This is a genomic window from Paraburkholderia hospita (assembly GCF_002902965.1).
GTDB lineage: Bacteria > Pseudomonadota > Gammaproteobacteria > Burkholderiales > Burkholderiaceae > Paraburkholderia > Paraburkholderia hospita.
Genome location: NZ_CP026105.1, coordinates 2,104,372 through 2,124,154, shown reverse-complemented (window position 1 = coordinate 2,124,154; position 19,783 = coordinate 2,104,372). Strand labels below are relative to the sequence as shown.

The 19,783-nt window shown below is 63.2% G+C and carries 20 protein-coding genes; 13 read left to right on the top strand and 7 right to left on the bottom strand.

Annotated elements, in window-relative coordinates; genetic code table 11:
- Positions 1-260 precede the first annotated feature (260 nt).
- Together C2L64_RS09490 and C2L64_RS09485 are read right to left on the bottom strand one after the other, a co-directional pair.
- The gene (locus C2L64_RS09490; RefSeq protein ID WP_007588014.1) at positions 261-473 is read right to left on the bottom strand and encodes a DUF3820 family protein; all 213 of its coding nucleotides are present in this window, start codon (positions 471-473) and stop codon (positions 261-263) included.
- A gap of 30 nt (positions 474-503) precedes the next feature.
- The gene (locus C2L64_RS09485; protein WP_090839029.1) at positions 504-1,949 is read right to left on the bottom strand and encodes an MFS transporter; all 1,446 of its coding nucleotides are present in this window, start codon (positions 1,947-1,949) and stop codon (positions 504-506) included.
- A gap of 172 nt (positions 1,950-2,121) precedes the next feature.
- Here C2L64_RS09485 and C2L64_RS09480 point away from each other — a divergent pair, with 172 nt between their 5' ends.
- The 3 genes from C2L64_RS09480 to C2L64_RS09470 all read left to right on the top strand — a co-directional run bounded on the left by C2L64_RS09480 (position 2,122) and on the right by C2L64_RS09470 (position 5,169).
- On the top strand, positions 2,122-3,174 hold the full coding sequence (locus C2L64_RS09480; RefSeq protein ID WP_007737340.1) for an NADP(H)-dependent aldo-keto reductase: 1,053 nt from the start codon (positions 2,122-2,124) through the stop codon (positions 3,172-3,174).
- Positions 3,175-3,439: 265 nt separating this feature from the next.
- Positions 3,440-4,498 carry a permease gene (locus tag C2L64_RS09475; RefSeq protein WP_090839030.1) on the top strand — a complete coding sequence of 353 codons (1,059 nt, stop codon included), beginning with the start codon at positions 3,440-3,442 and terminating at the stop codon, positions 4,496-4,498.
- A gap of 248 nt (positions 4,499-4,746) precedes the next feature.
- Positions 4,747-5,169 carry a hypothetical protein gene (locus C2L64_RS09470; RefSeq protein ID WP_007588002.1) on the top strand — a complete coding sequence of 141 codons (423 nt, stop codon included), beginning with the start codon at positions 4,747-4,749 and terminating at the stop codon, positions 5,167-5,169.
- 54 nt (positions 5,170-5,223) lie between these two features.
- Here the strand turns inward: C2L64_RS09470 and C2L64_RS09465 are convergent, their stop codons facing one another.
- Positions 5,224-6,048 carry an ABC transporter permease gene (locus C2L64_RS09465; protein ID WP_090839033.1) on the bottom strand — a complete coding sequence of 275 codons (825 nt, stop codon included), beginning with the start codon at positions 6,046-6,048 and terminating at the stop codon, positions 5,224-5,226.
- Between the two features lie 44 nt (positions 6,049-6,092).
- Positions 6,093-7,007: a nodulation factor ABC transporter ATP-binding protein NodI gene (gene nodI, locus C2L64_RS09460; RefSeq protein WP_086916371.1), complete on the bottom strand. Its 915-nt coding sequence runs from the start codon at positions 7,005-7,007 to the stop codon at positions 6,093-6,095.
- A gap of 267 nt (positions 7,008-7,274) precedes the next feature.
- On the opposite strand from nodI, the gene C2L64_RS09455 reads away from it, so the two are divergent.
- Entirely contained in the window at positions 7,275-7,739 is a 465-nt protein-coding gene (locus C2L64_RS09455; RefSeq protein ID WP_007587993.1) for a universal stress protein, read from the top strand.
- A 37-nt stretch (positions 7,740-7,776) separates the two neighbouring features.
- On the opposite strand, the gene C2L64_RS09450 is transcribed toward C2L64_RS09455, so the two are convergent.
- From C2L64_RS09450 to lexA, 3 genes are all read right to left on the bottom strand, one after another.
- Entirely contained in the window at positions 7,777-8,418 is a 642-nt protein-coding gene (locus C2L64_RS09450) for a DUF2939 domain-containing protein (protein ID WP_090839035.1), read from the bottom strand.
- A 118-nt stretch (positions 8,419-8,536) separates the two neighbouring features.
- Entirely contained in the window at positions 8,537-8,881 is a 345-nt protein-coding gene (locus tag C2L64_RS54085; RefSeq protein WP_090839037.1) for a hypothetical protein, read from the bottom strand.
- A gap of 27 nt (positions 8,882-8,908) precedes the next feature.
- Positions 8,909-9,559 (bottom strand): transcriptional repressor LexA, encoded by a 651-nt coding sequence (gene lexA / locus C2L64_RS09440; protein ID WP_007587989.1) that lies wholly within the window; start codon positions 9,557-9,559, stop codon positions 8,909-8,911.
- 345 nt (positions 9,560-9,904) lie between these two features.
- Here lexA and C2L64_RS09435 point away from each other — a divergent pair, with 345 nt between their 5' ends.
- From C2L64_RS09435 to C2L64_RS09395, 9 genes are all read left to right on the top strand, one after another.
- Entirely contained in the window at positions 9,905-10,963 is a 1,059-nt protein-coding gene (locus tag C2L64_RS09435) for a sulfate ABC transporter substrate-binding protein (RefSeq protein ID WP_007587988.1), read from the top strand.
- Between the two features lie 105 nt (positions 10,964-11,068).
- Positions 11,069-11,965, top strand: a complete 897-nt coding sequence (cysT, locus tag C2L64_RS09430) for a sulfate ABC transporter permease subunit CysT (protein ID WP_007587987.1) — start codon at positions 11,069-11,071, stop codon at positions 11,963-11,965.
- A complete protein-coding gene (gene cysW / locus C2L64_RS09425; protein WP_090839039.1) occupies positions 11,962-12,930 on the top strand; it encodes a sulfate ABC transporter permease subunit CysW in 969 nt (322 codons plus the stop codon). Before cysT ends, cysW begins: the two co-directional genes overlap by 4 nt.
- A 15-nt stretch (positions 12,931-12,945) precedes the next feature.
- Entirely contained in the window at positions 12,946-14,004 is a 1,059-nt protein-coding gene (locus C2L64_RS09420) for a sulfate/molybdate ABC transporter ATP-binding protein (RefSeq protein WP_090839041.1), read from the top strand.
- Positions 14,005-14,080: 76 nt separating this feature from the next.
- Positions 14,081-15,007 (top strand): CysB family HTH-type transcriptional regulator, encoded by a 927-nt coding sequence (locus tag C2L64_RS09415; RefSeq protein WP_086916378.1) that lies wholly within the window; start codon positions 14,081-14,083, stop codon positions 15,005-15,007.
- 50 nt (positions 15,008-15,057) lie between these two features.
- Positions 15,058-16,119, top strand: a complete 1,062-nt coding sequence (locus C2L64_RS09410) for an asparaginase (protein ID WP_090839043.1) — start codon at positions 15,058-15,060, stop codon at positions 16,117-16,119.
- A gap of 313 nt (positions 16,120-16,432) precedes the next feature.
- Complete coding sequence (locus tag C2L64_RS09405; protein WP_090839045.1) at positions 16,433-17,695, top strand: PQQ-dependent sugar dehydrogenase; 1,263 nt, start codon at positions 16,433-16,435, stop codon at positions 17,693-17,695.
- 29 nt (positions 17,696-17,724) lie between these two features.
- Positions 17,725-18,003 (top strand): c-type cytochrome, encoded by a 279-nt coding sequence (locus C2L64_RS09400; protein ID WP_407671671.1) that lies wholly within the window; start codon positions 17,725-17,727, stop codon positions 18,001-18,003.
- 801 nt (positions 18,004-18,804) lie between these two features.
- Positions 18,805-19,752: an IS110 family RNA-guided transposase gene (locus C2L64_RS09395; RefSeq protein ID WP_039901856.1), complete on the top strand. Its 948-nt coding sequence runs from the start codon at positions 18,805-18,807 to the stop codon at positions 19,750-19,752.
- The last annotated feature ends 31 nt before the right edge of the window (positions 19,753-19,783 follow it).

Below are 19,783 nucleotides of genomic sequence, written 5' to 3'. Positions count from 1 at the left end.
ACCCGCATAAAACCGTTGTTGTCAGAGTGTATTTTGTTCCGAGATTATTTAGGCCGATCCTTCCCTGTCAAGGCTTAGGGCGATTTTGACGGCTGGATTGTGATTCCTGTCGTCGTGGGTTCGAGTCCCATCAGCCACCCCAAAGAATTCAGAAACGGCATTGCGAGAAATCGCAATGCCGTTTTTGTTTTGGCGTCCGTGACATGCGACGCGCTGTCGTTCAAAGAATTGAACGCGCGCGCATCAGGTCAACCGCAGATTCATCCCTTCCGCAACGGCTTCAGCAACTCCTTCAAGCCGTTGTGATCGATCTCGTGCATCAACGCGAGCAGCCTGCCGATCTCGCCAGGCGGAAATCCTTCGCGCGCAAACCAGTTCAGATAATGTCCCGGCAGATCGGCGATCACGCGGCCTTTGTATTTGCCGTAAGGCATCGTGCGCGTCACGAGTAATTCAAACTGTTCGACATTCATTTCAAGTCCACCTGTTCAGCGCCGGGCATCTCAAACCCGTTTCCGCCGATGATGCCCGCTTACATGCGCGCCTGCATCGCGTTCGAGCCCGAACACATCGACGATCGCCACCAGCCCGACGGCCGCCACCAGCAGGAAAGCAATGCTGAAATCGGCCGGCGTCACCGACTGCGCTTCATGTCCATGCAGCCACGCTGCAACCCGCAGTGCGATCGCGCCGAGCGCGACGCCCATACCCATCGTCATTTGCGAGAGTGTGCTCGATAACGTCGATGCGCCGCTCATCTGCGGCTTCGGTACATCAGCGAACGCAAGCGTGTTGACCGCAGTGAACTGCAGCGAGCGCGACAAGCCGCTAGCAAACAGCACGACGGCCATCGGGACGAGCGGCGTCGCAGCCGTCAGCAGACTCATCGCCGCAATGCTGATCGCCGCGAGCGCGCCATTCACGAGCAATACCGGACGAAAGCCAAAGCGCCGCATCACGGGCGTCGTCACGAGCTTCATCGACAGGTTGCCAGCGAACACGATGAGCGTCAGCAGCCCCGAATGGAACGCATTCATGCCGAAGCCGAGCTGGAACATCAGCGGCAGCAGAAACGGCACGGCGCTGATCGACACGCGAAACAACGAGCCGCCGCCCATCGCGACAGCAAACGTCTTCACACGAAACGCCGACAGATCGACAACAGGATGCGCGCTGCGGCGCAGATGAAAGAGGGCGCCGATGCCCGCGCCGAACCCGCCCGCGAGAAACGCGAGCGCTTCGCGCCACGGCGCATCCGAGCGTCCGAGCAGTTCCATCGCATACATGACGGCCGTGCCCGCGATGCCGCACAGCGCGAAGCCGATGCCGTCGAACGGACGTTTCTGCGATTCACCTTCCGCGCCGATAAAGCGCCACGCGAGCACGATGCCGAGAATCCCAAGCGGCACATTCAGATAGAAGATCCAGCGCCACGACGAGTACGTCGTGATGAAGCCGCCGAGCGGCGGTCCGAGCACGGGCGCGACGAGGCCGGGCCAGGTGATGATCGAGATCGCGCGCATCAGGCCGTCCTTGGGCGTCGCGCGCAAGACGGCGAGCCGCCCGACGGGCACCATCATCGCGCCGCCGATGCCCTGCACGATGCGCGCCGCCGTGAACTCGACGAGCCCGTTCGTCATCCCGCATACAACCGACGACGCCGTGAACACCGCGAGCGCCGCCGTGAACACGTTGCGTACGCCGAAGCGGTCGGCGGTCCAGCCGCTGATCGGGATGAACACGGCGAGCGTCAGCAGATACGACGTGATGCCGATGGAGAGATCGACGGCATGCACGTTGAACGACTGCGCCATCTGCGGCAGCGCGGTCGCGATGATCGTGCCGTCGAGGTTCTCCATGAAAAACGCCGCGGCCACGAGCGTCACGATCAGCGACTGCCGTCCGTGCGACGGGACGGATGACGTGGACGGCGTATCTGACATCGACATGACTCTCCGAACGTTGTAAGCGCATCGAAACCGGCCACGCGCCTGGCCAGATGCCTGGTCATGTGCCGGCGCGGCCAGCCGCTATTCTAGCCACGCACGCGGTTCGCGCGGACATGGTAATTTCGCCTTTTCCCGATTTATCACCCGCAAGAACACGAACAGGAACCAGGCGATGGAATACCGCAGACTCGGCGATACGGATGTGAAGGTCAGCCTGATCGGTCTCGGCACGATGACGTGGGGCGAGCAGAACACGGAGCGCGACGCGCACGAGCAGATCGATTACGCGCTCGACCAGGGCGTTACGCTGATCGACGCCGCCGAGATGTACCCGGTGCCGCCGCGTCCGGAGACGCAGGGCTTGACGGAGCGCTACATCGGCACGTGGATCGCGCAGCATCGCAGTATGCGCGACAAGATCGTGCTCGCGACGAAGATCGCAGGTCCCGCGCGTCAGCCGCACAACCCGCGTCACATTCGCGGCGAGGGCAACCAGTACGACCGCAAGAATCTCACCGAGGCGCTGAACGACAGTCTCAAGCGTCTGCAAACGGACTACGTCGATCTGTACCAGCTGCACTGGCCCGATCGCAGCACGATGACGTTCGGCCGCCCGGCGTATCCGTGGATCGACGATGCATACACGGTGCCCATCGAAGAGACGCTCAGCGTGCTGGCGGATTTCGTGAAGGAAGGGAAGGTGCGTCATATCGGCGTATCGAACGAAACGCCTTGGGGCGTCGCGCAATTTCTGCGCGCGTCGGAGAAGCTCGGTTTGCCGCGCATCGTGTCGATCCAGAATCCGTACAGCCTGCTGAACCGCACGTTCGAAGCGGGGCTGTCGGAGTTCTCACATCGCGAGCATGTCGGGCTGCTCGCGTATTCGCCGCTCGCGTTCGGCTGGCTGTCGGGCAAGTACGAAGGCGGTGCGCGTCCGGCGGGCGCGCGCATCACGCTATTCGAGCGCTTCCAGCGCTACAGCAAGCCGCAAGCCGTGCAGGCAACGACACGTTACGTCGAGCTTGCGAAGCGCCACGGCCTGTCGCCCGCGCAGTTCGCGCTCGCATTCGTCAACAGCCGGCCGTTCCTGACGAGCAATCTGATCGGTGCGACGTCGCTCGATCAGTTGAAAGAGAATATCGCGAGCGCCAATGTGAAGCTGTCGCCGGAAGCGCTTGCCGAAATCGACGCGCTGCACGAACTGCAGCCGAACCCCGCGCCCTGAGCGGCACGCCGCGCGCCGCGATGCCAATGTCGCGGTGCGCTGGCGGCAAGTGCACGAACGCACCCAGCGCCACGTTCAACAGCACGCGGTCGTGGATAAAAACCACCCGTCGCGCCGCTTTCGTCCCCACTTTTTACGATCCCGTTCGATCCGTGTAGAGTGACCGCTGCCGCGTGCCGATGCGGCAGCCCAGACGGCGCGCGAGCCCGCGCATGCCGTACGAGCGGCAACGTAGTCAACAACACAACGACCAATCCCCACGACGATGAACGCTACGCGTCCCACCACTTCGTCCGCCGCCTCGACCTGGCCGATTTTCGTGCTGCTCGCCATCGTCGGGCTCTTCTACGTCAAATGGTTTCCGTATTACAACCGCGCGTTCACGGCGGCATCGACGCATTCGATCGGCGCGTCGATCCTGATGGGCAAGGCGTCGAGCCCGCCTGCGCCGTCGTGGAGCGCGGCGCTGGCCTACGCGCTCGCGTACGGTAAGGCGATCTGGCAGGCGATGGTGCTCGGCCTGCTGCTCGGCTCGGCCGTGCAGGCGCTGCTGCCCGCGCATTGGGTCGCGCGGCTGCTCGGCAAGACGGGCTTCGGCAGCGTCGCGGCGGGCGGCCTGCTCGCGCTGCCGGGCATGATGTGCACGTGCTGCGCGGCGCCCGTCGTCGCCGGACTGCGTGCGCGGCAGGCTTCGCCGGGCGGCGCGATCGCGTTCTGGCTCGGCAATTCGGTCCTCAACCCCGCGACGCTCGTGTTCATGGGCTTCGTGCTCGGCTGGCACTGGGCCGGGTTGCGGCTCGTGCTCGGCATCGCGATGGTGTTCGGCCTCGGCTATCTGGCGAACCGGCTCGTGACACCCACGGAAGCGCAAGCGGCCGACGCGCACCTCGTCGAACTGGTCGGCGAGCAGCGTGACGGCAATCCGTTCGCGCGCTGGCTGTCGATCTTCGCGCGGATGGCCGTACGCCTCGTGCCGGAATACATCGTGCTGGTCCTGCTGCTCGGCGCGGCGCGCGCGTGGCTCTTTCCGCAAGTCGGGCCGGAGATCGGCAACGACATCGTATGGATCGTCGCGCTGGCCGTCGCGGGCACGCTGTTCGTGATCCCGACGGCGGGCGAGGTGCCCATCGTTCAGGCGATGCTGTCGCTCGGTATGGGCGTCGGGCCTGCGGGCGCGCTGCTGATGACGCTGCCGCCCATCAGCGTGCCGTCGCTCGCGATGCTCGCGCGCTCGTTCCGGCCGCGCGTGCTGAGCGTCGTCGCCGTCGGCGTGGTCGCGTTCGGCGTGCTGGCCGGGCTGCTGGCCGTGGCGCTCGGCTTCTGAGCAAGCGCTTGTAATTAAAACGCGGCGTCGCGGCGGCGAATCTCGTCCTAAACTGGGGAGGCAAGCGCGCGATCGCATGCATCGCCTGGTTGCATGGGCGTTGCCTTGTTGCACTGCAAGACGCAGGCGGACGGACGCAAATGCTACGATGGCGCCCGTTCATGCTGCCAACGCGGCGCAAGACAGGACGAATCATTCAGCTGCAGAAAACGGCGTGCAAGCGCCAACCAGATAATTCAGGACATCGCATGGCCCAACAAAAGACCAATCCGAAACTCGAGCAGGCGCTGACGCGCGGGGATCTCGCTATCCGTCAGGCCAACTCGGCACGCGCAACAGCCGTGCTGCGCGCATTGGGCAAGATGATCATCGACGCATCGGCGACGATCGGCGTCGAAGCGCATACGTCGATTCCCGACGGCGACCGCATTTACGATCCCGTCGACGGCATGTGGCCGCAGGCGCTGCTCGTTTCGCTCGATGGCCCCGTCGAGGAAGCCGATCCGGAAGAGTTGCGCACGATCCGTTTGCGCTCCGACGATCCGGGTACGATGTTCCGCGTGGAATGGCATCGCGCGGACGGCAAGATCGGTCGCCAGGAAGGCGGGCCGTTCGCGACGGTCGAGTTCATCTCGGACGTCGACGTGCCGTGGTCGGACGACGAAGAGTGATCTGATTGAATCGGCTTGAGGGCGCCGCCGCGTATGAACCTGCGCGCGGCGCCCTCAGCGCATCATGCGGCGGCGGAACAGCACCGCCGATACGCAGAACGGCACCACCACATACGCGGCCAGCACGGCCACGTGCAGCGCCGCGTCGTTCATCGGACGGTCGAGCAGCGCTGGACGGATAAGGTCGACGGTGTGGGCGAGCGGCAGCAGTTGCGCGGCGAACTGCGCAGCGTGCGGCAATTGCGACAGCGGAAAGAACACGCCCGAGAGCAACAGCATCGGCGTGAGCACCAGCGTCTGATAGAACATGAAGAAATCGTACGAGGGCGCGAGCGCCGTCACGATCATCGCCGTGCTCGCAAACGCAAGCCCCGCCAGCACGATGACGGGCAATGCGATGAGCATCGACGGAAAGCTCGCATAACCGAGCGCGCCCGCCACGACCATGATGGCGGCGCCCGACAGCACAGCCTTGCTGGCCGCCCACACGACCTCGCCGAGCACGATGTCGCCGAGTGTGAGCGGCGTGTGCATGATCGCTTCCCAGGTGCGCTGTACGTGCATCCGCGAAAAGCCCGAATACATCGACTCGAAGCTCGCCGACATCATCACGCTCGACGCCACCGTGCCCGCCGCGAGGAACGAGATGTACGAGACACCGTCGACATATCCGACCATGAGCCCCAGGCCGAAGCCGAGGCCGAACAGGTAGATCATCGGATCGGCGAGATTGCCGAACATCGACGCGAGCGCGAGCTTGCGCCACACCAGATAGTTGCGCCGCCAGACGGCAATCCAGTTGACGGCGTTCGCGGGCAACGCGGCGAAGCGCTCGCGTGTCGCGGCGTGCTCGGGGGTGTTGTAGGTGCGTAAGTCCATGTGTGCGGTGCGCCTGATGTCGTTGGCAAATTATTGTGTGCCCGTCAGTCCTGCATTTCGCGGCCGGTCAGACGCAAAAACACGTCTTCGAGATTTGCCGGCCGGTGCAGATAACGCAGCCCCGCGCGCTGTTTCAGCCGCGCATGAACCGGTTGCGGGTCGTCGACATAACAGAAGAGCGTCTCGCCGCTGATCTCGGTGCGTACCGACAGCGGCGCCAGTTCGTCGCGCAGCTTTGCCGGATCGGGGCCGTACACTTCGATCACGTCGCAGCCTATTTCCGAAGCGATCAATTCATTCGGCGCGCCTTCCGCGATCTTGCGTCCTTCCTCGATCACGCACAGCCGGTGACACAGACGCTCGGCTTCTTCCATGAAGTGCGTGGTCAGCAGAATCGTCTTGCCGCGCGCGAGCAGCGAGCGCAGCCGCTCCCAGATCAGATGGCGCGCCTGCGGATCGAGGCCTGTCGTCGGCTCGTCCATGATGAGCACGTCAGGGTCGTTGATGAGCGCGCGCGCGAGCGTGAGCCGCCGTTTCATCCCGCCCGACAACTCGCCGACGCGCGCATCCGCCTTGCTTTCGAGGCGCGCGAATTCGAGCAGCGTCGGCACCATCGCGCGACACTGCGCGGCGGACAGGCCGAAGTAGCGGCCGAACACGAGCAGGTTTTCGCGGACCGTGAAATCGGGATCGAGATTGTCGAACTGCGGCACGACGCCGACGCGCGCCCGCGCGAAGCGTGAGCGCACTGGAATCGGTTCGCCGCACAAACGGATGCTGCCTGCATCGGGTGCCGCAATGCCGAGCAGCATGCGCAGCGTCGTGGTCTTGCCTGCGCCATTGGGACCGAGCAGTCCGAAACATTCGCCCGCGCGCACATGAAACGACAAGCCGTCGACGACAGTTTTCTCGCCGTAGCGCTTCTCGACCTGATGAAATTCGATTGCAGCTTCAGACATACGAAGACGGATGTTCCCTGAATAGGTGCGTGTCGGGTGCAAAGCGGGGTGCAAAGCGCGAGACGGCTGCCTATTTTAGGGCATCGTGCGCGCCACGTTTGGCGCATGGATGCGCATCGCTGGCGGATCGTGTGCACGATCTTGCACCGCGTCATGGCGGACTGCGCGGGCCACCGCACTTAGCGTTTTCCATCCCTTGCATGTGGAATTGCGGCGCACCATGATTCAGATGAGACCGCGATAGTCGCGGGCATGGGGGGAAGCAAAATGGCGAGCTACAACAAGATTCTGCTGTGCTACGACGGCTCGCGTGAAGGCCGCAAGGCATTGCGTTGCGGCGCGAATCTGGCGCTCGATCTGGGCGCGGAAACGCATTTGCTGTCGGTCGTCGACATGCGTTCGAGCATCGCGCAAAGCGCAGGCCTGCTGACGGACGTCGCATGCGGCAGCTTCGAAAAGACCGCGCGTGAAATTCTGCAGGAAGGCGTCGACTGGCTCACGGAACGTGGCGTGAAGGCGACGGGGCATTTCGCGTTTGGTCATCCCATCGACGAAATTGCGTCGCTAGCGACCGAGTTGCACGCCGATCTCGTGGTGGTCGGGCATCGTTGCCGCACGGGACTGTCGCGCTGGTGGATGGGCGCGGGCAATACGCCGCTGCTGGACCGCGTGTCGTGCAGCATTCTGGTCGCGTGCTCGTCGGCGGCTGAGGAGGAGCAGGCGGCTGCGTGAGGCAGCCGCCATCTGGCGCACGTGTTGTGAAGAAGCGTCAGCCGTTCAGATCGACGGCTGACAGCTTCCACGTGAAAAGCCCCTGCCTACGAAAAATCGCCGCATAGCGCGTGTCGCCGACACCGTGCTGATAGCTCACAACGAACTCATTGACACCGCGATATCCCGCCGTGGTTTGCGGCGGCTGCGGCGGCGTGTTGCTATTGGCACTAGCCTGGCTAGATGCGGGCGCAGGCGTTTGTGGCGAGTTGGGCGCCGGATTGTCCGCTCGAGCAGCGGGCGGCGGAGGCGGGCGCTCTCCCGGTTCGCCGCGCGGCGGAATGCCGTTGAGCAACGCGGCGACACCATCCGGCGTCGCATAGGCATCGACGAGCGGACCAATCAATGCAACGCCGATCATCGCGCCGATGGCAGCTAGCGGATTGCCGTTGTGCTGCACGTCGAGGCGGCGCGTCAGCAATCCCGTGACCTGTAGCTTGAGGCTGTCGCGCAGCGCCGGATAATCGACGTACGCGTTGACCGTTTCGACATCTCGGGAATCGGCGGCGCGTTTGAGCCGGTCGAGCGCGATATACGGCGATGCGTACGCATAACCCAGCGCGGCCACGACGACGATCACGATCAACGCGATCAGAATCGACCGGCCAACCCGGCCTTTCATCCTTATCAAACCTGCCATTGTGCAGAACGCTCCGTTTTCAATATCGATCAGGTGTGGACCCGATCGGCACCGAAACGATCCCGCAAGTTTGCAAGCAAGCGTTTCTCAGCGTGAATGTCACACGCCTGTACCGCGCTCACGCCGCCTGCTGGGCCAACTGATCGCCTTGCTCCGCAATCGCGCGATCGATCATATTGCACACGGCGTCCACCGTGCCGACCATGATGAGTCGCGACGACCCGTGGTAGACCCGCACGGGCGCGCGCCGCGCCGGTTCCGCATTGAGGCCCGAGTTCAGCGACACGCGTGCGAATGCCGGCTGCGCGGACGGCAGCGGTTGGGGTTCTTCATCGAACAGCGATGCCGTGCCGCCCGTGACGTTCGACGCAAGCGCCGTCAGCGAACCACAAGGGACAAGCTCGCGCAGATGGCGCAGACGACCGAACTGGCGAAAGGGCAGCAAGCGGGCAAGGCGTTCCATGAGTCTCTCCAGACAGTGTTCAGCTAATTAGAATTCCGTCGGTCGGATCAACCCGACCGCGATGCCTTCCAGCGCGAACTCCGCGCTGCCGGCCTGAACAAAAATATTTTCGTAATCGGGGTTCTCGGCGATCAGCTCGATGCCGTTGGGCCGGCGCTTCAGGCGCTTCACGGTCACGTCGTCACCCAGACGCGCGATGATGATCTGGCCGTCTTTCGCTTCGCTCTTTTTCTGCACGGCGAGCAGGTCGCCGTCGAAGATGCCCGCGTCGCGCATCGACAGGCCGCGCACCTTCAGCAGGTAGTCGGGCTTGCTGGAGAACAGCGACGGGTCGCACGTATAAGTCTGCGAGATATGTTCTTGCGCGAGGATCGGGCTACCGGCTGCCACGCGGCCCACGAGCGGCAGTGACAACTGCATGATGCTCGCGTGCGGCAGCGTGAACTGGTGCGGGGAATCGTCCTGGCCCGCGAGCAGGCGGATGCCGCGCGACGCGCCCGCCGCCAGCTCGATCACGCCCTTGCGCGCCAGCGCCCTCAGGTGTTCTTCCGCCGAGTTCGCCGAGCTGAAGCCGAGTTCGGCCGCGATCTCGGCCCGCGTGGGCGGGAAGCCCGTGCGCTCGATGGCGCGGCGGATCAGTTCGAAAACCTGTTGCTGACGTGCGGTGAGTTTGGTCATGGCGCCACTGTATGGATAGACAGGTGACTGTATTTTTATACAGTATTCGGCGCATTTCAAGCTTTACTTTAAGTTCGTCGCGGCGGGTGTCGTGTGAACGTCGAAAGGCGACGCTGAAACGACGCTACGGACGCGCTCGCGGACGCAAACCATTCCTTTACCACTATTGCGTATTAAAAAATGAAGAAACATTATTTTTAATGATGAAGCCACCTGGATAGACTGCCTTCCATTGATGCAGCAGCAACGCCCACGCAGCGGCAGAGGCGCTTGCCGCTTGCGCAGCAGCGAAACGCGGCAATCAGCGGAAACCAGGCAGTCACACCAACAAGACGGAGAAGGTCGATGGGCATTCGGATCACGGGGTTGGCAGGAGCACAGAAGGCAAAGCGCGGCAGCGCGAAGCGGTTGGTCGCGGCGCTCGCGCTGGGCGCTGCGTCGGCGGTCGGGATGATCGCGCAGGCGCATGCGGACACCACGCTGCTGAATGTTTCCTACGATCCGACCCGCGAGCTGTATCAGGACGTCAATCAGGCCTTCGGCAAGGAATGGAAGGCGAAGACGGGCGAGTCGGTCACCTTCAAGCAGTCGCACGGCGGCTCGGGCGCGCAGGCGCGTTCGGTGCTCGACGGCCTGCAGGCCGACGTCGTGACGCTCGCGCTCGCTTATGACATCGACGCGCTCGCGAACAAGGGCCTCATCAACAAGGACTGGCAGAAGCGCCTGCCCGACAACGCGTCGCCGTACACGTCGACGATCGTGTTCCTCGTGCGCAAGGGCAACCCGAAGCACATCAAGGACTGGGACGATCTCGTGAAGCCGGGCGTGTCGATCGTGACGCCGAACCCGAAGACGTCGGGCGGCGCGCGCTGGAACTATCTGGCGGCATGGGCGTACGCGTCGCATCTGCCGGGCGGCAACGACCAGAAGGCGAAGGAATTCGTGTCGAAGCTGTATAAGAACGCGGGCGTGCTCGACTCCGGCGCGCGCGGCGCGACGACGAGCTTCGTGCAGCGTGGCATCGGCGATGTGCTGATCGCATGGGAAAACGAAGCGTTCCTGTCGGTGAAGGAATTCGGCACCGACAAGTTCGAGATCGTGGTGCCGTCGGCGAGCATTCTGGCCGAGCCGCCCGTCGCCGTGGTGGACAAGGTGGTCGACAAGCATGGCTCGCGCAAGCTCGCCGACGCGTATCTGAACTTCCTCTACAGCGAGCAAGGTCAGGAAATCGCCGCGAGGAACTTCTACCGTCCGCGTTCGAACAAGGTGCCGGCCACGCTCACCGATAAGTTTCCGAAGCTGAAGCTGTACACGGTCGACGACTCGTTCGGCGGCTGGACGAACGCGCAGAAGACGCACTTTGCCGATGGCGGCGTGTTCGATTCGATCTACCAACCGCAGTGAAACCACGCAGCGGCAATGTTTGAACAAAGGCGCGCCCTCGGGCGCGCTTTCGGCAATGGTGCGACGGCACGCGTTGCAACGCATAAAACCTGAAAGAGCTTTCGCATGACGACGTTGACCTTTCGCAAGCCGAGCGCGATACCCGGCTTCGGCCTGACGCTCGGCATCACGCTGGCGTATCTGAGCCTCGTGGTGCTAATTCCGCTCGCGGCCACTTTTCTCAAGACGGCCACGCTCGACTGGAGCCAGTTCGTGCGCGCCGTTACGTCGCCACGCGTGCTCGCGTCGTACCGGCTGACGTTCTTCTCGGCACTCGGTGGCGCGCTGATCAACGCGGTGTTTGGCTTTCTGGTCGCGTGGGTGCTGGTGCGCTACAAGTTTCCGTTCAAGCGCATCATCGACGCCGTCGTCGATCTGCCGTTTGCGCTGCCCACATCGGTGGCGGGCATCTCGCTCGCGGCGATCTATTCGGGCAATGGCTGGGTCGGCCAGTTTCTCGAACCGCTCGGCATCAAGATCGCGTTCACACCGGCGGGCGTGCTGGTCGCGCTGACCTTCATCGGCTTGCCGTTCGTCGTGCGGACTGTGCAGCCCGTGCTCGAAGAGTTCGAGCGCGAGCAGGAAGAGGCGGCCGCGTGCCTGGGCGCCTCGCGCTGGCTGACGTTCCGGCGCGTCGTATTTCCCAGTGTGTTTCCCGCGCTGCTGACGGGCTTTGCATTGGCGTTCGCGCGTGCGTTGGGCGAATACGGCTCGGTGATCTTCATCGCGGGCAACGTGCCGATGAAGTCGGAGATCACGTCGCTGCTCATCATCACGAAGCTGGAGCAATACGATTACGCGGGCGCGACGGCGCTGGCTGTCGTGATGCTGGTGGTGTCGTTCCTGATGCTGCTGCTGATCAACACGCTGCAGTGGTATCTGCAGCGGCGCACGACCCGCGGCCGCACGGCGCCTACGGTGCCGGTTGTGTCGTCGGCTGCGCTGACGGGAGGTGCGCAATGAGCCAGGATTCCGTAGTGCTTTCCGGCTCGGGCGCAGGCAACACTAACGCCGTGCGCCGTCCCGACCCGGTGACCGAGCCGCGCGTCGTGCGCTGGATTCTGACGGGCATCGCGTTGCTGTTTCTCGCGCTGTTTCTCGCGCTGCCCCTCGTTGCCGTGTTCTATCAGGCGTTCAGCAAGGGCGTTGCGTACTACTTCGAGTCGCTCGCGGATCCGGATGCCGTGTCCGCGATCAAGCTGACGCTCTTGACGGCAGCGATTGCCGTGCCGCTCAACCTCGTGTTCGGTCTCGCGGCATCGTGGTGTATCGCAAAGTTCGAGTTCCGCAGCAAGGCGCTGCTGACGACGCTGATCGACCTGCCGTTCTCGGTGTCGCCTGTGATCTCCGGCCTGATCTACGTGCTGATGTTCGGCGCGCAAGGCTGGTTCGGACCGTGGCTCGCCGATCACAACGTGCAGATCATTTTCGCGGTGCCGGGCATCGTGCTCGCGACGATCTTCGTCACATTCCCGTTCGTCGCGCGCGAGCTGATTCCGCTGATGCAGGCGCAAGGCAACGACGAGGAAGAAGCCGCGCACGTGCTCGGCGCGTCGGGCTGGCAGATCTTCCGGCGCGTCACGCTGCCGAACGTCAAATGGGGTCTGCTGTATGGCGTGATCCTGTGCAACGCGCGGGCGATGGGCGAGTTCGGCGCGGTGTCGGTGGTGTCGGGCCACATTCGCGGACAGACGGACACGATGCCGCTGCACGTCGAGATTCTCTACAACGAATATAACTTTTCGGCGGCCTTCGCCGTGGCGTCGCTGCTCGCGTTGCTCGCGCTCGTCACGCTCGGCCTGAAGCTGCTCGCCGAGCGCCACCTGTCGGCGGAACTGGCGAGCGCGAGCGACGTGCCTGCGCATGCCGGTCCCGTGAGCAAGCCGTCCACGCAGTCGACGAATACCGCCGCACAATCGGTCCAGTAAGGAGAGTTGTCAAAGATGGGCATCACCGTACGCAATCTGCAAAAGCGCTTTGGCGATTTCACCGCGCTCGACAACGTCTCACTCGATTTTCCGCCGGGCGAACTCGTCGCGCTGCTTGGACCTTCGGGCTGTGGCAAGACCACCTTGCTGCGCGTAATCGCGGGCCTCGAATACGCGGACGCGGGCCAGGTCGTGCTGCAAGGCCAGGACGTCGCGGAAGTGGGCGCGCGCGAGCGCAACGTCGGCTTCGTGTTCCAGCATTACGCGCTGTTCCGTCATATGACGGTGTTCGAGAACGTCGCGTTCGGCCTGCGCGTGAAGCCGCGCAAGGAGCGTCCGTCCGAAGCCGTGATCCGCGAGAAAGTGCATGAACTGCTGAAGCTCGTGCAGCTCGACTGGCTCGCGCAACGCTATCCGTCGGAGCTGTCGGGCGGCCAGCGGCAACGTATCGCATTGGCGCGCGCGCTGGCCGTCGAGCCGAAAGTGCTGCTGCTCGACGAACCGTTCGGCGCGCTCGATGCGAAAGTGCGCAAGGAACTGCGCAGCTGGCTGCGCCGTCTGCACGACGACCTGCATATCTCGACGATCTTCGTCACGCATGACCAGGAAGAAGCGCTCGAAGTCGCGGACCGTATCGTCGTGCTGAATCACGGGCACGTCGAGCAGGTGGGCAGCCCGCAAGACGTCTACGATCATCCGCAGACCTCGTTCGTCTACGAGTTTCTCGGCGCGGCGAACCGGCTGCATGGCAGCGTCGACGGCAGGGGTTTCGTCGTCGATGGCGCCGCGCAGCCTATCGCGATCGAAGCGAACTTCCAGGGGCCCGCGTTCGCTTACGTGCGTCCGCACGATCTCGTGCTGTATCCGCAGGCTTCAGGACATCGCGACGGCATCGTCGTCGGCGTGCGGCGCGTGGTGACGCTGGGCGGCTCGGTGCGTGTCGAGCTCGAAGGGCGTGCAGGTCACGTGCTCGAAGCGGAACTGGATCGCGAAGCATGGCGCGAATTGCAACTCGGTGTCGGCGATGGCGTGACGGCCGTGCCGCGCGCGTTGCGTGTATTCCCTGCACATTGAACGGCGCACCAGGCAGCGTCATTTCAACCCAGGCATTGAACAACAAACCTACTCTGGCTGAACCGGAGACATCGATATGAATTTCCAGCAGCTGCGCTTCGTGCGCGAAGCCGTACGGCAGAACATGAACCTGACGGAAGTCGCGAACGTGCTGTACACGTCGCAGTCGGGCGTCTCGAAGCAGATCAAGGATCTCGAGGACGAACTGGGCGTCGATATTTTCATTCGACGCGGCAAGCGTCTGACGGGGCTGACGGAGCCGGGCAAGGCAGTGCATCAGCTGATCGAGCGGATGCTGCTCGACGCGGAGAACCTGCGCCGCGTCGCGCGCCAGTATGCGGATCAGGATAACGGCCACCTCGTCGTCGCGACGACGCACACGCAGGCGCGATACGCGCTGCCGAAGGTGGTCCGCCAGTTCACTTCGGTTTATCCGAAGGTGCATCTCGCGCTGCGCCAAGGCAACCCGCAGCAGATCGCGCAGATGATCATCAACGGCGAGGCCGACATCGGCATCTCGACGGAAGCGCTCGACCGTTATCCCGACATCGTCACGTTCCCGTGCTATTCGTGGCACCACGTCGTGGTCGTGCCGAAGGGGCATCCGCTGGTGGGCCGTGAGAACATCACGCTGGAAGAGGTCGCCGAATACCCGATCGTCACGTACGACCAGGATTTCACGGGCCGCTCGCACATCGATCAGGCGTTTGCGAAGGTGGGCGCGCTGCCCGACGTCGTGCTGACGGCCATCGACGCGGACGTGATCAAGACCTACGTCGAACTCGGCATGGGCATCGGCATCGTCGCCGCGATGGCGTTCGATCCGAAGCGCGACACCGAACTCGTGGCGCTCGACACGCAGCATCTGTTCGAAGCGAGCACGACGCGCATCGGTTTGCGCAAGGGTGCGTTCCTGCGTGCCTATGCGTACCGGCTGATCGAGATGTTCGCGCCGCAACTGCACGAAGCGGATATCGCGAGCCAGTTGCGCGAAGCGGCCTGATAGTGGGTGTTTTGCGCGCGAGCTTCATCTAGAGGCTCGCGTTTTCATCGATGGCGGCGGCGTGCGCATCGCTTACAATCGCCGCCATGAATACCTCTACTTCTGCATCGCGCGCGCTGCCGCGCATCGCCGTGCTTGCGACGGGCGGCACGATCGCGGGCGCCGCGCCCGACGCGACCAATACATCGGGCTATCAGGCGGGCGTCGTCGGCGTCGGGCAACTGCTCGCCGCCGTGCCGTCGCTGGCTGCTGTTGCGAATGTGCAGGCCGAGCAGGTCGCGAGCGTCGACAGCAAAGACATGACGCTCGCGTTGTGGAGCACGCTCGCGCAGCGCATCAATGCGCTGCTGGCTTCCGATGAAGTCGACGGCGTGGTCGTCACGCATGGCACCGATACGCTCGAAGAAACCGCCTATCTGCTGCATCTGAGCGTCAAGAGCGACAAGCCTGTCGTGCTGACGGCGGCGATGCGGCCGTCGTCGGCACTGTCCGCCGATGGCCCGCTGAATCTGCTCAACGCCGTGATCGTCGCGGGCAACGCCAAAGCCCGCGGGCAGGGCGTGCTGGTCGCGTTCAACAACCGCATTCACAGCGCACGCGACGTCGTGAAGACGAGCACGTACGCCGTCGATGCGTTTCAGTCGCCCGAAATCGGCGCGCTGGGCTGGGTGCAGGATGGGCGCGTCGAGTTTCAACGCAGCGTCGTGCGGCCGCATACGGGCGCGACACCGTTCGTGATCGATTCGAACAGCGCGGCATGGCCGTTGGTCGAAGTCGTGACGAGCTATGCGGGTGTGTCGCGTGTGGCCGTCGATGCGCTCGTTTCAGCGGGCGTGAAGGGCATCGTCGTCGCGGGCACGGGCAACGGCTCGATTCACTCGACCGTGCAGACGGCGCTCGCCGAAGCGGCGGCAAAGGGCGTCGCGATCGTGCGGTCGTCGCGTGTCGGCTCGGGGCACGTGATGCGCAATGGTGCAGCCGCCGACGATGCGCTCGGCTTCGTTACGGCAGGCGCACTCAATCCGTACAAGGCGCGCGTGCTGCTGATGCTCGCGCTCGCGGCAGGCCATACGACGCCGGTTGCGTTGCAGCAAGTCTTCGATACGTACTGATTCCATCCGCATCACAAGACGACGCGATCGTTCCTCGCGAATATAACGCGTCGCTCGCTCACATTCCCTCGCCTGGAAGGCTGCTTCGCGGATGCCGCGTGGCAGACATTCGTCCGACGTTTGGCTGAACATCGTCTATAACAGTCAGTAGCCCGCCGCACGGCAAGCTTTCAGATGGCATCGCGCAAACGGGTTCCGTTGCACTTGCAACGGCTTGCGATGCCATCACACGCTGCATCATGACGTTCATGTCTTTCCCGTACCCGTCGTTGCAGGTCCAACAAACCGCATCAAAATGACAGGAGACATACCGATGAACGCATCCCTGAAGCTCTTGCCGCTCGCCATCGGCGCAGCATTCGCGATCCTGCCTGCCGCTTACGCCGCGCAGGACAACGTGCAGACGCTGTCGAACTTCAAGACCACGGGCAACACGAAACCAGCCGAAACGGTGCCGCAGACGGGCGCGCGCGCCGACGCGCTGCGCGAAAACCTGAAGGCGATCAAGCTGCCGTCTGGCTTCAAGATCGAACTGTATGCCATCGTGCCCGAGGCGCGCGCGATGACAATCGAGCCGTCGACGGGCGTGGTGTTCGTCGGCACGCGCAAGGATCGCGTGTGGCAGGTGACGGACCGGACCAAGCGGCGCGTTGCCGACGACGTCGTGCAGTTTGCGAGTTCCGTTACCTTCAAGGTGCCCAACGGCGTGTGCTTCTCGCCGGATGGCGTGCTGTACATCGTCGAGCAGAACCGCGTGCTGGCGTTTCCCGCTGCGCAGTTCTTCGGCGAGGGCGGCCCGGACGTGGCCGCCGCTGTGGTCGTGCCGCAGGGCAAGCTGATTCCGCCGCAGTTCGAAAGCTTCAATCATGGCGCGCGTTATTGCCGCGTCGGGCCTGACAAGAAGCTGTACATCGCGCTCGGCCAGCCGTGGAACGTGCCGCCCAAGGACAAACTCGCCGAGCTCGACAAGAACGGACTCGCGGGCATCATCCGCCTCGACCAGAACGGCAAGAATCGCGAAGTGTATGCACATGGGGTGCGCAATTCGGTGGGCCTCGATTTCAATCCGAAGGACAAGTCGCTGTGGTTCACCGACAACCAGGTGGACGGCATGGGCGATGACATCCCGCCCGGCGAACTGAATCACGCGACGAAGGCGGGCGCGAACTTCGGGTTCCCATGGTATGGCGGCGGCCATGTTCGCACGGAGGAATACAAGGACCAGACGCCGCCTGCGGGCGTGGTGTTCCCGATGGTCGAGTACGCTGCGCACGCGGCGGATCTTGGCATGTCGTTCTATACGGGCAAGATGTTTCCGGAGAAGTATCAGGGCGGCATCTTTGATGCGGAGCATGGTTCGTGGAATCGGACGAAGCCGATTGGTGCGCGCATCATGTACACGCCTGTCAAGGACGATGGCTCGGTCGGGGAGACCGAAGTTTTTGCGGAAGGGTGGTTGACGCCGAACGGTGAGTACATGGGACGTCCTGTCGATGTGCAGCAGTTGCAGGATGGGTCGTTGCTCGTGTCGGATGATTACGCTGGCGCGATTTATCGGATTTCGTACGCGAAATGAGGCGTTTTTTTTTGCTACCGATAGCGGTCGTGTTCGTTGTTGCAGGGTTCGCCTGCGCGGCGAATGCAGCCGATCTTGCCAAGGGGCGCGCCAAGGCTGTGCAGTGCCAGGCGTGTCATGGGATGGATGGCATCGCCAAGATTCCTGAAGCGCCGAATCTGGCTGGGCAGAATGAGGATTATTTGATTAAGGCGCTGAAGGACTTCAAGTCGGGGGCGCGGCAGAATGACATGATGTCGCTGGTCGCGAAGCCGCTGTCTGATGGTGATATCGCCAATCTGGCGGCGTTTTATCATGGCCTTCGGTGAGGTTTTTGTTTGTCTTCGACGTTCTAGTGTGGTGTGCTTGTGTTTTTGCTGGCATCCGCGTTACGGTGTTTGCCATTCAAGCGTCGCCCCTGTGCGGGGCGGCACCTACTTTTCTTTGCCGCCGCAAAGAAAAGTAGGCAAAAGAAAGCGGCTAACACCGCCAATCTTTCTTCTTGCCTGAGGGCCCCCAGACGGTCCCACACTTCACACGGCAACGTCCTTCTTCGCGTGCGTTGCCAACGCTTCGAATGACCGCCTCACCCACTTCAAACACCCGCACAAGGGCTCGCGGCAGCGAATGGTTTGCGCCGCCCAGGTGGCAAACTATGTGTAGGTTGTCGCGGCGTACAGCTTGGTGCTCTTACATGGTGGAACGCCGGCGCTATCGGTTCGGAGTGAGGCGTGTGAGGTGCTACGGCCTACACACAGTTTGCCACCTGGGCGGCGGAGGAATATCTGGCACTGCGTGCTGTAACGCGGGGGTGTGAAGCGGGTGAGGCGCTCATTCAGCGCGTTGGCAACGAACGCGGAACAAGCAGATCGCCGTGTGAAGTGTAGGACCGGTTGGGGGCCCTCAGGCAAGAAGAAATGTTGGCGGTGTTAGCCGCTTTCTTTTGCCTACTTGTATATTCCCCTCCGTGGCACCGACCCGATCAGTTGTCGCCACACGGACAGTCAGCTCGTCTGCCTATAGTGCCTTGAGCTCGCAGAAAAGCCTGAGCGACTGTCCTTCTCATCGTCTTAACCCGAACAGTTGACTGAGCCTCGAGCTCGTATTTTCCTGCAAGTATGGGTACCGTGATGAACCAGACTTCTTCGTCCCTTTATATCGGCATCGACGTCAGCGGTAGCACGCTCGACGTTGCCATCCACGACACGACCGAACATTTCAGTGTCGACAATGAAACCGCCGCCATCGAACAGTTGGTCCAGCGTCTGATCGCGCTGGGTCCCACCCTGATCGTCATGGAGGCCACCGGCAAGCTCGAACTCGCCGTGCTCAGGGCGCTCTGCCAGGCCGGCCTGCCCGCTGTCGCGGTTAATCCCCGACAGGTGCGCGACTTTGCCAGAGCCACCGGCAAACGGGCGAAGACCGACCGCATCGACGCGTTCGTCATCGCCCATTTCGCCGCCGTCATCAAACCCGTCGTGCGCCCGCTCAACGATGTGCAGACCGAGCAGCTGCAAGCCCTGCTGCTGCGCCGTGCCCAGCTCATCGACATGCTCGTGGCCGAAAAAGCCCGCCTGGAGCGCGCTCATGCCGCGGCTAAGGAAAGCCTGAATGACCATATCAAATGGCTCAAACAGCAGCTCACCGTCGCCGACAGGGACATCGATTCGTTCCTGCGCGCTTCGCCCGCGTGGCGTCAGAAGGAGGACCTGCTGCGCTCGGTGCCCGGCATCGGTCCCGGCGCCGCGGCCACACTGATCGCGTTCATGCCACAACTCGGTTCATTGAACCGCCGCGAGATCGCCGCGCTGACCGGTGTTGCTCCGTTCAATTCCGATAGCGGCAAGCACACCGGCAAGCGTCGCATTCAGGGCGGTCGTGCCATCGTGCGGCGCGCGCTTTATATGGCTTGCATCCCCGCGCTGCGCTTCAATCCGACCATCAGGGCCTTCTACGACCGTCTGCGTCAGGCCGGCAAACCCTTCAAGGTGGCCATGACCGCGTGCATTCGCAAGCTCATCGTGACGCTCAACGCCATGGTCCATAACTCAACACCCTGGAACCCATCGACGAACTAACCGGCGGTATAGCTTTGCCTGGATGCTGTGC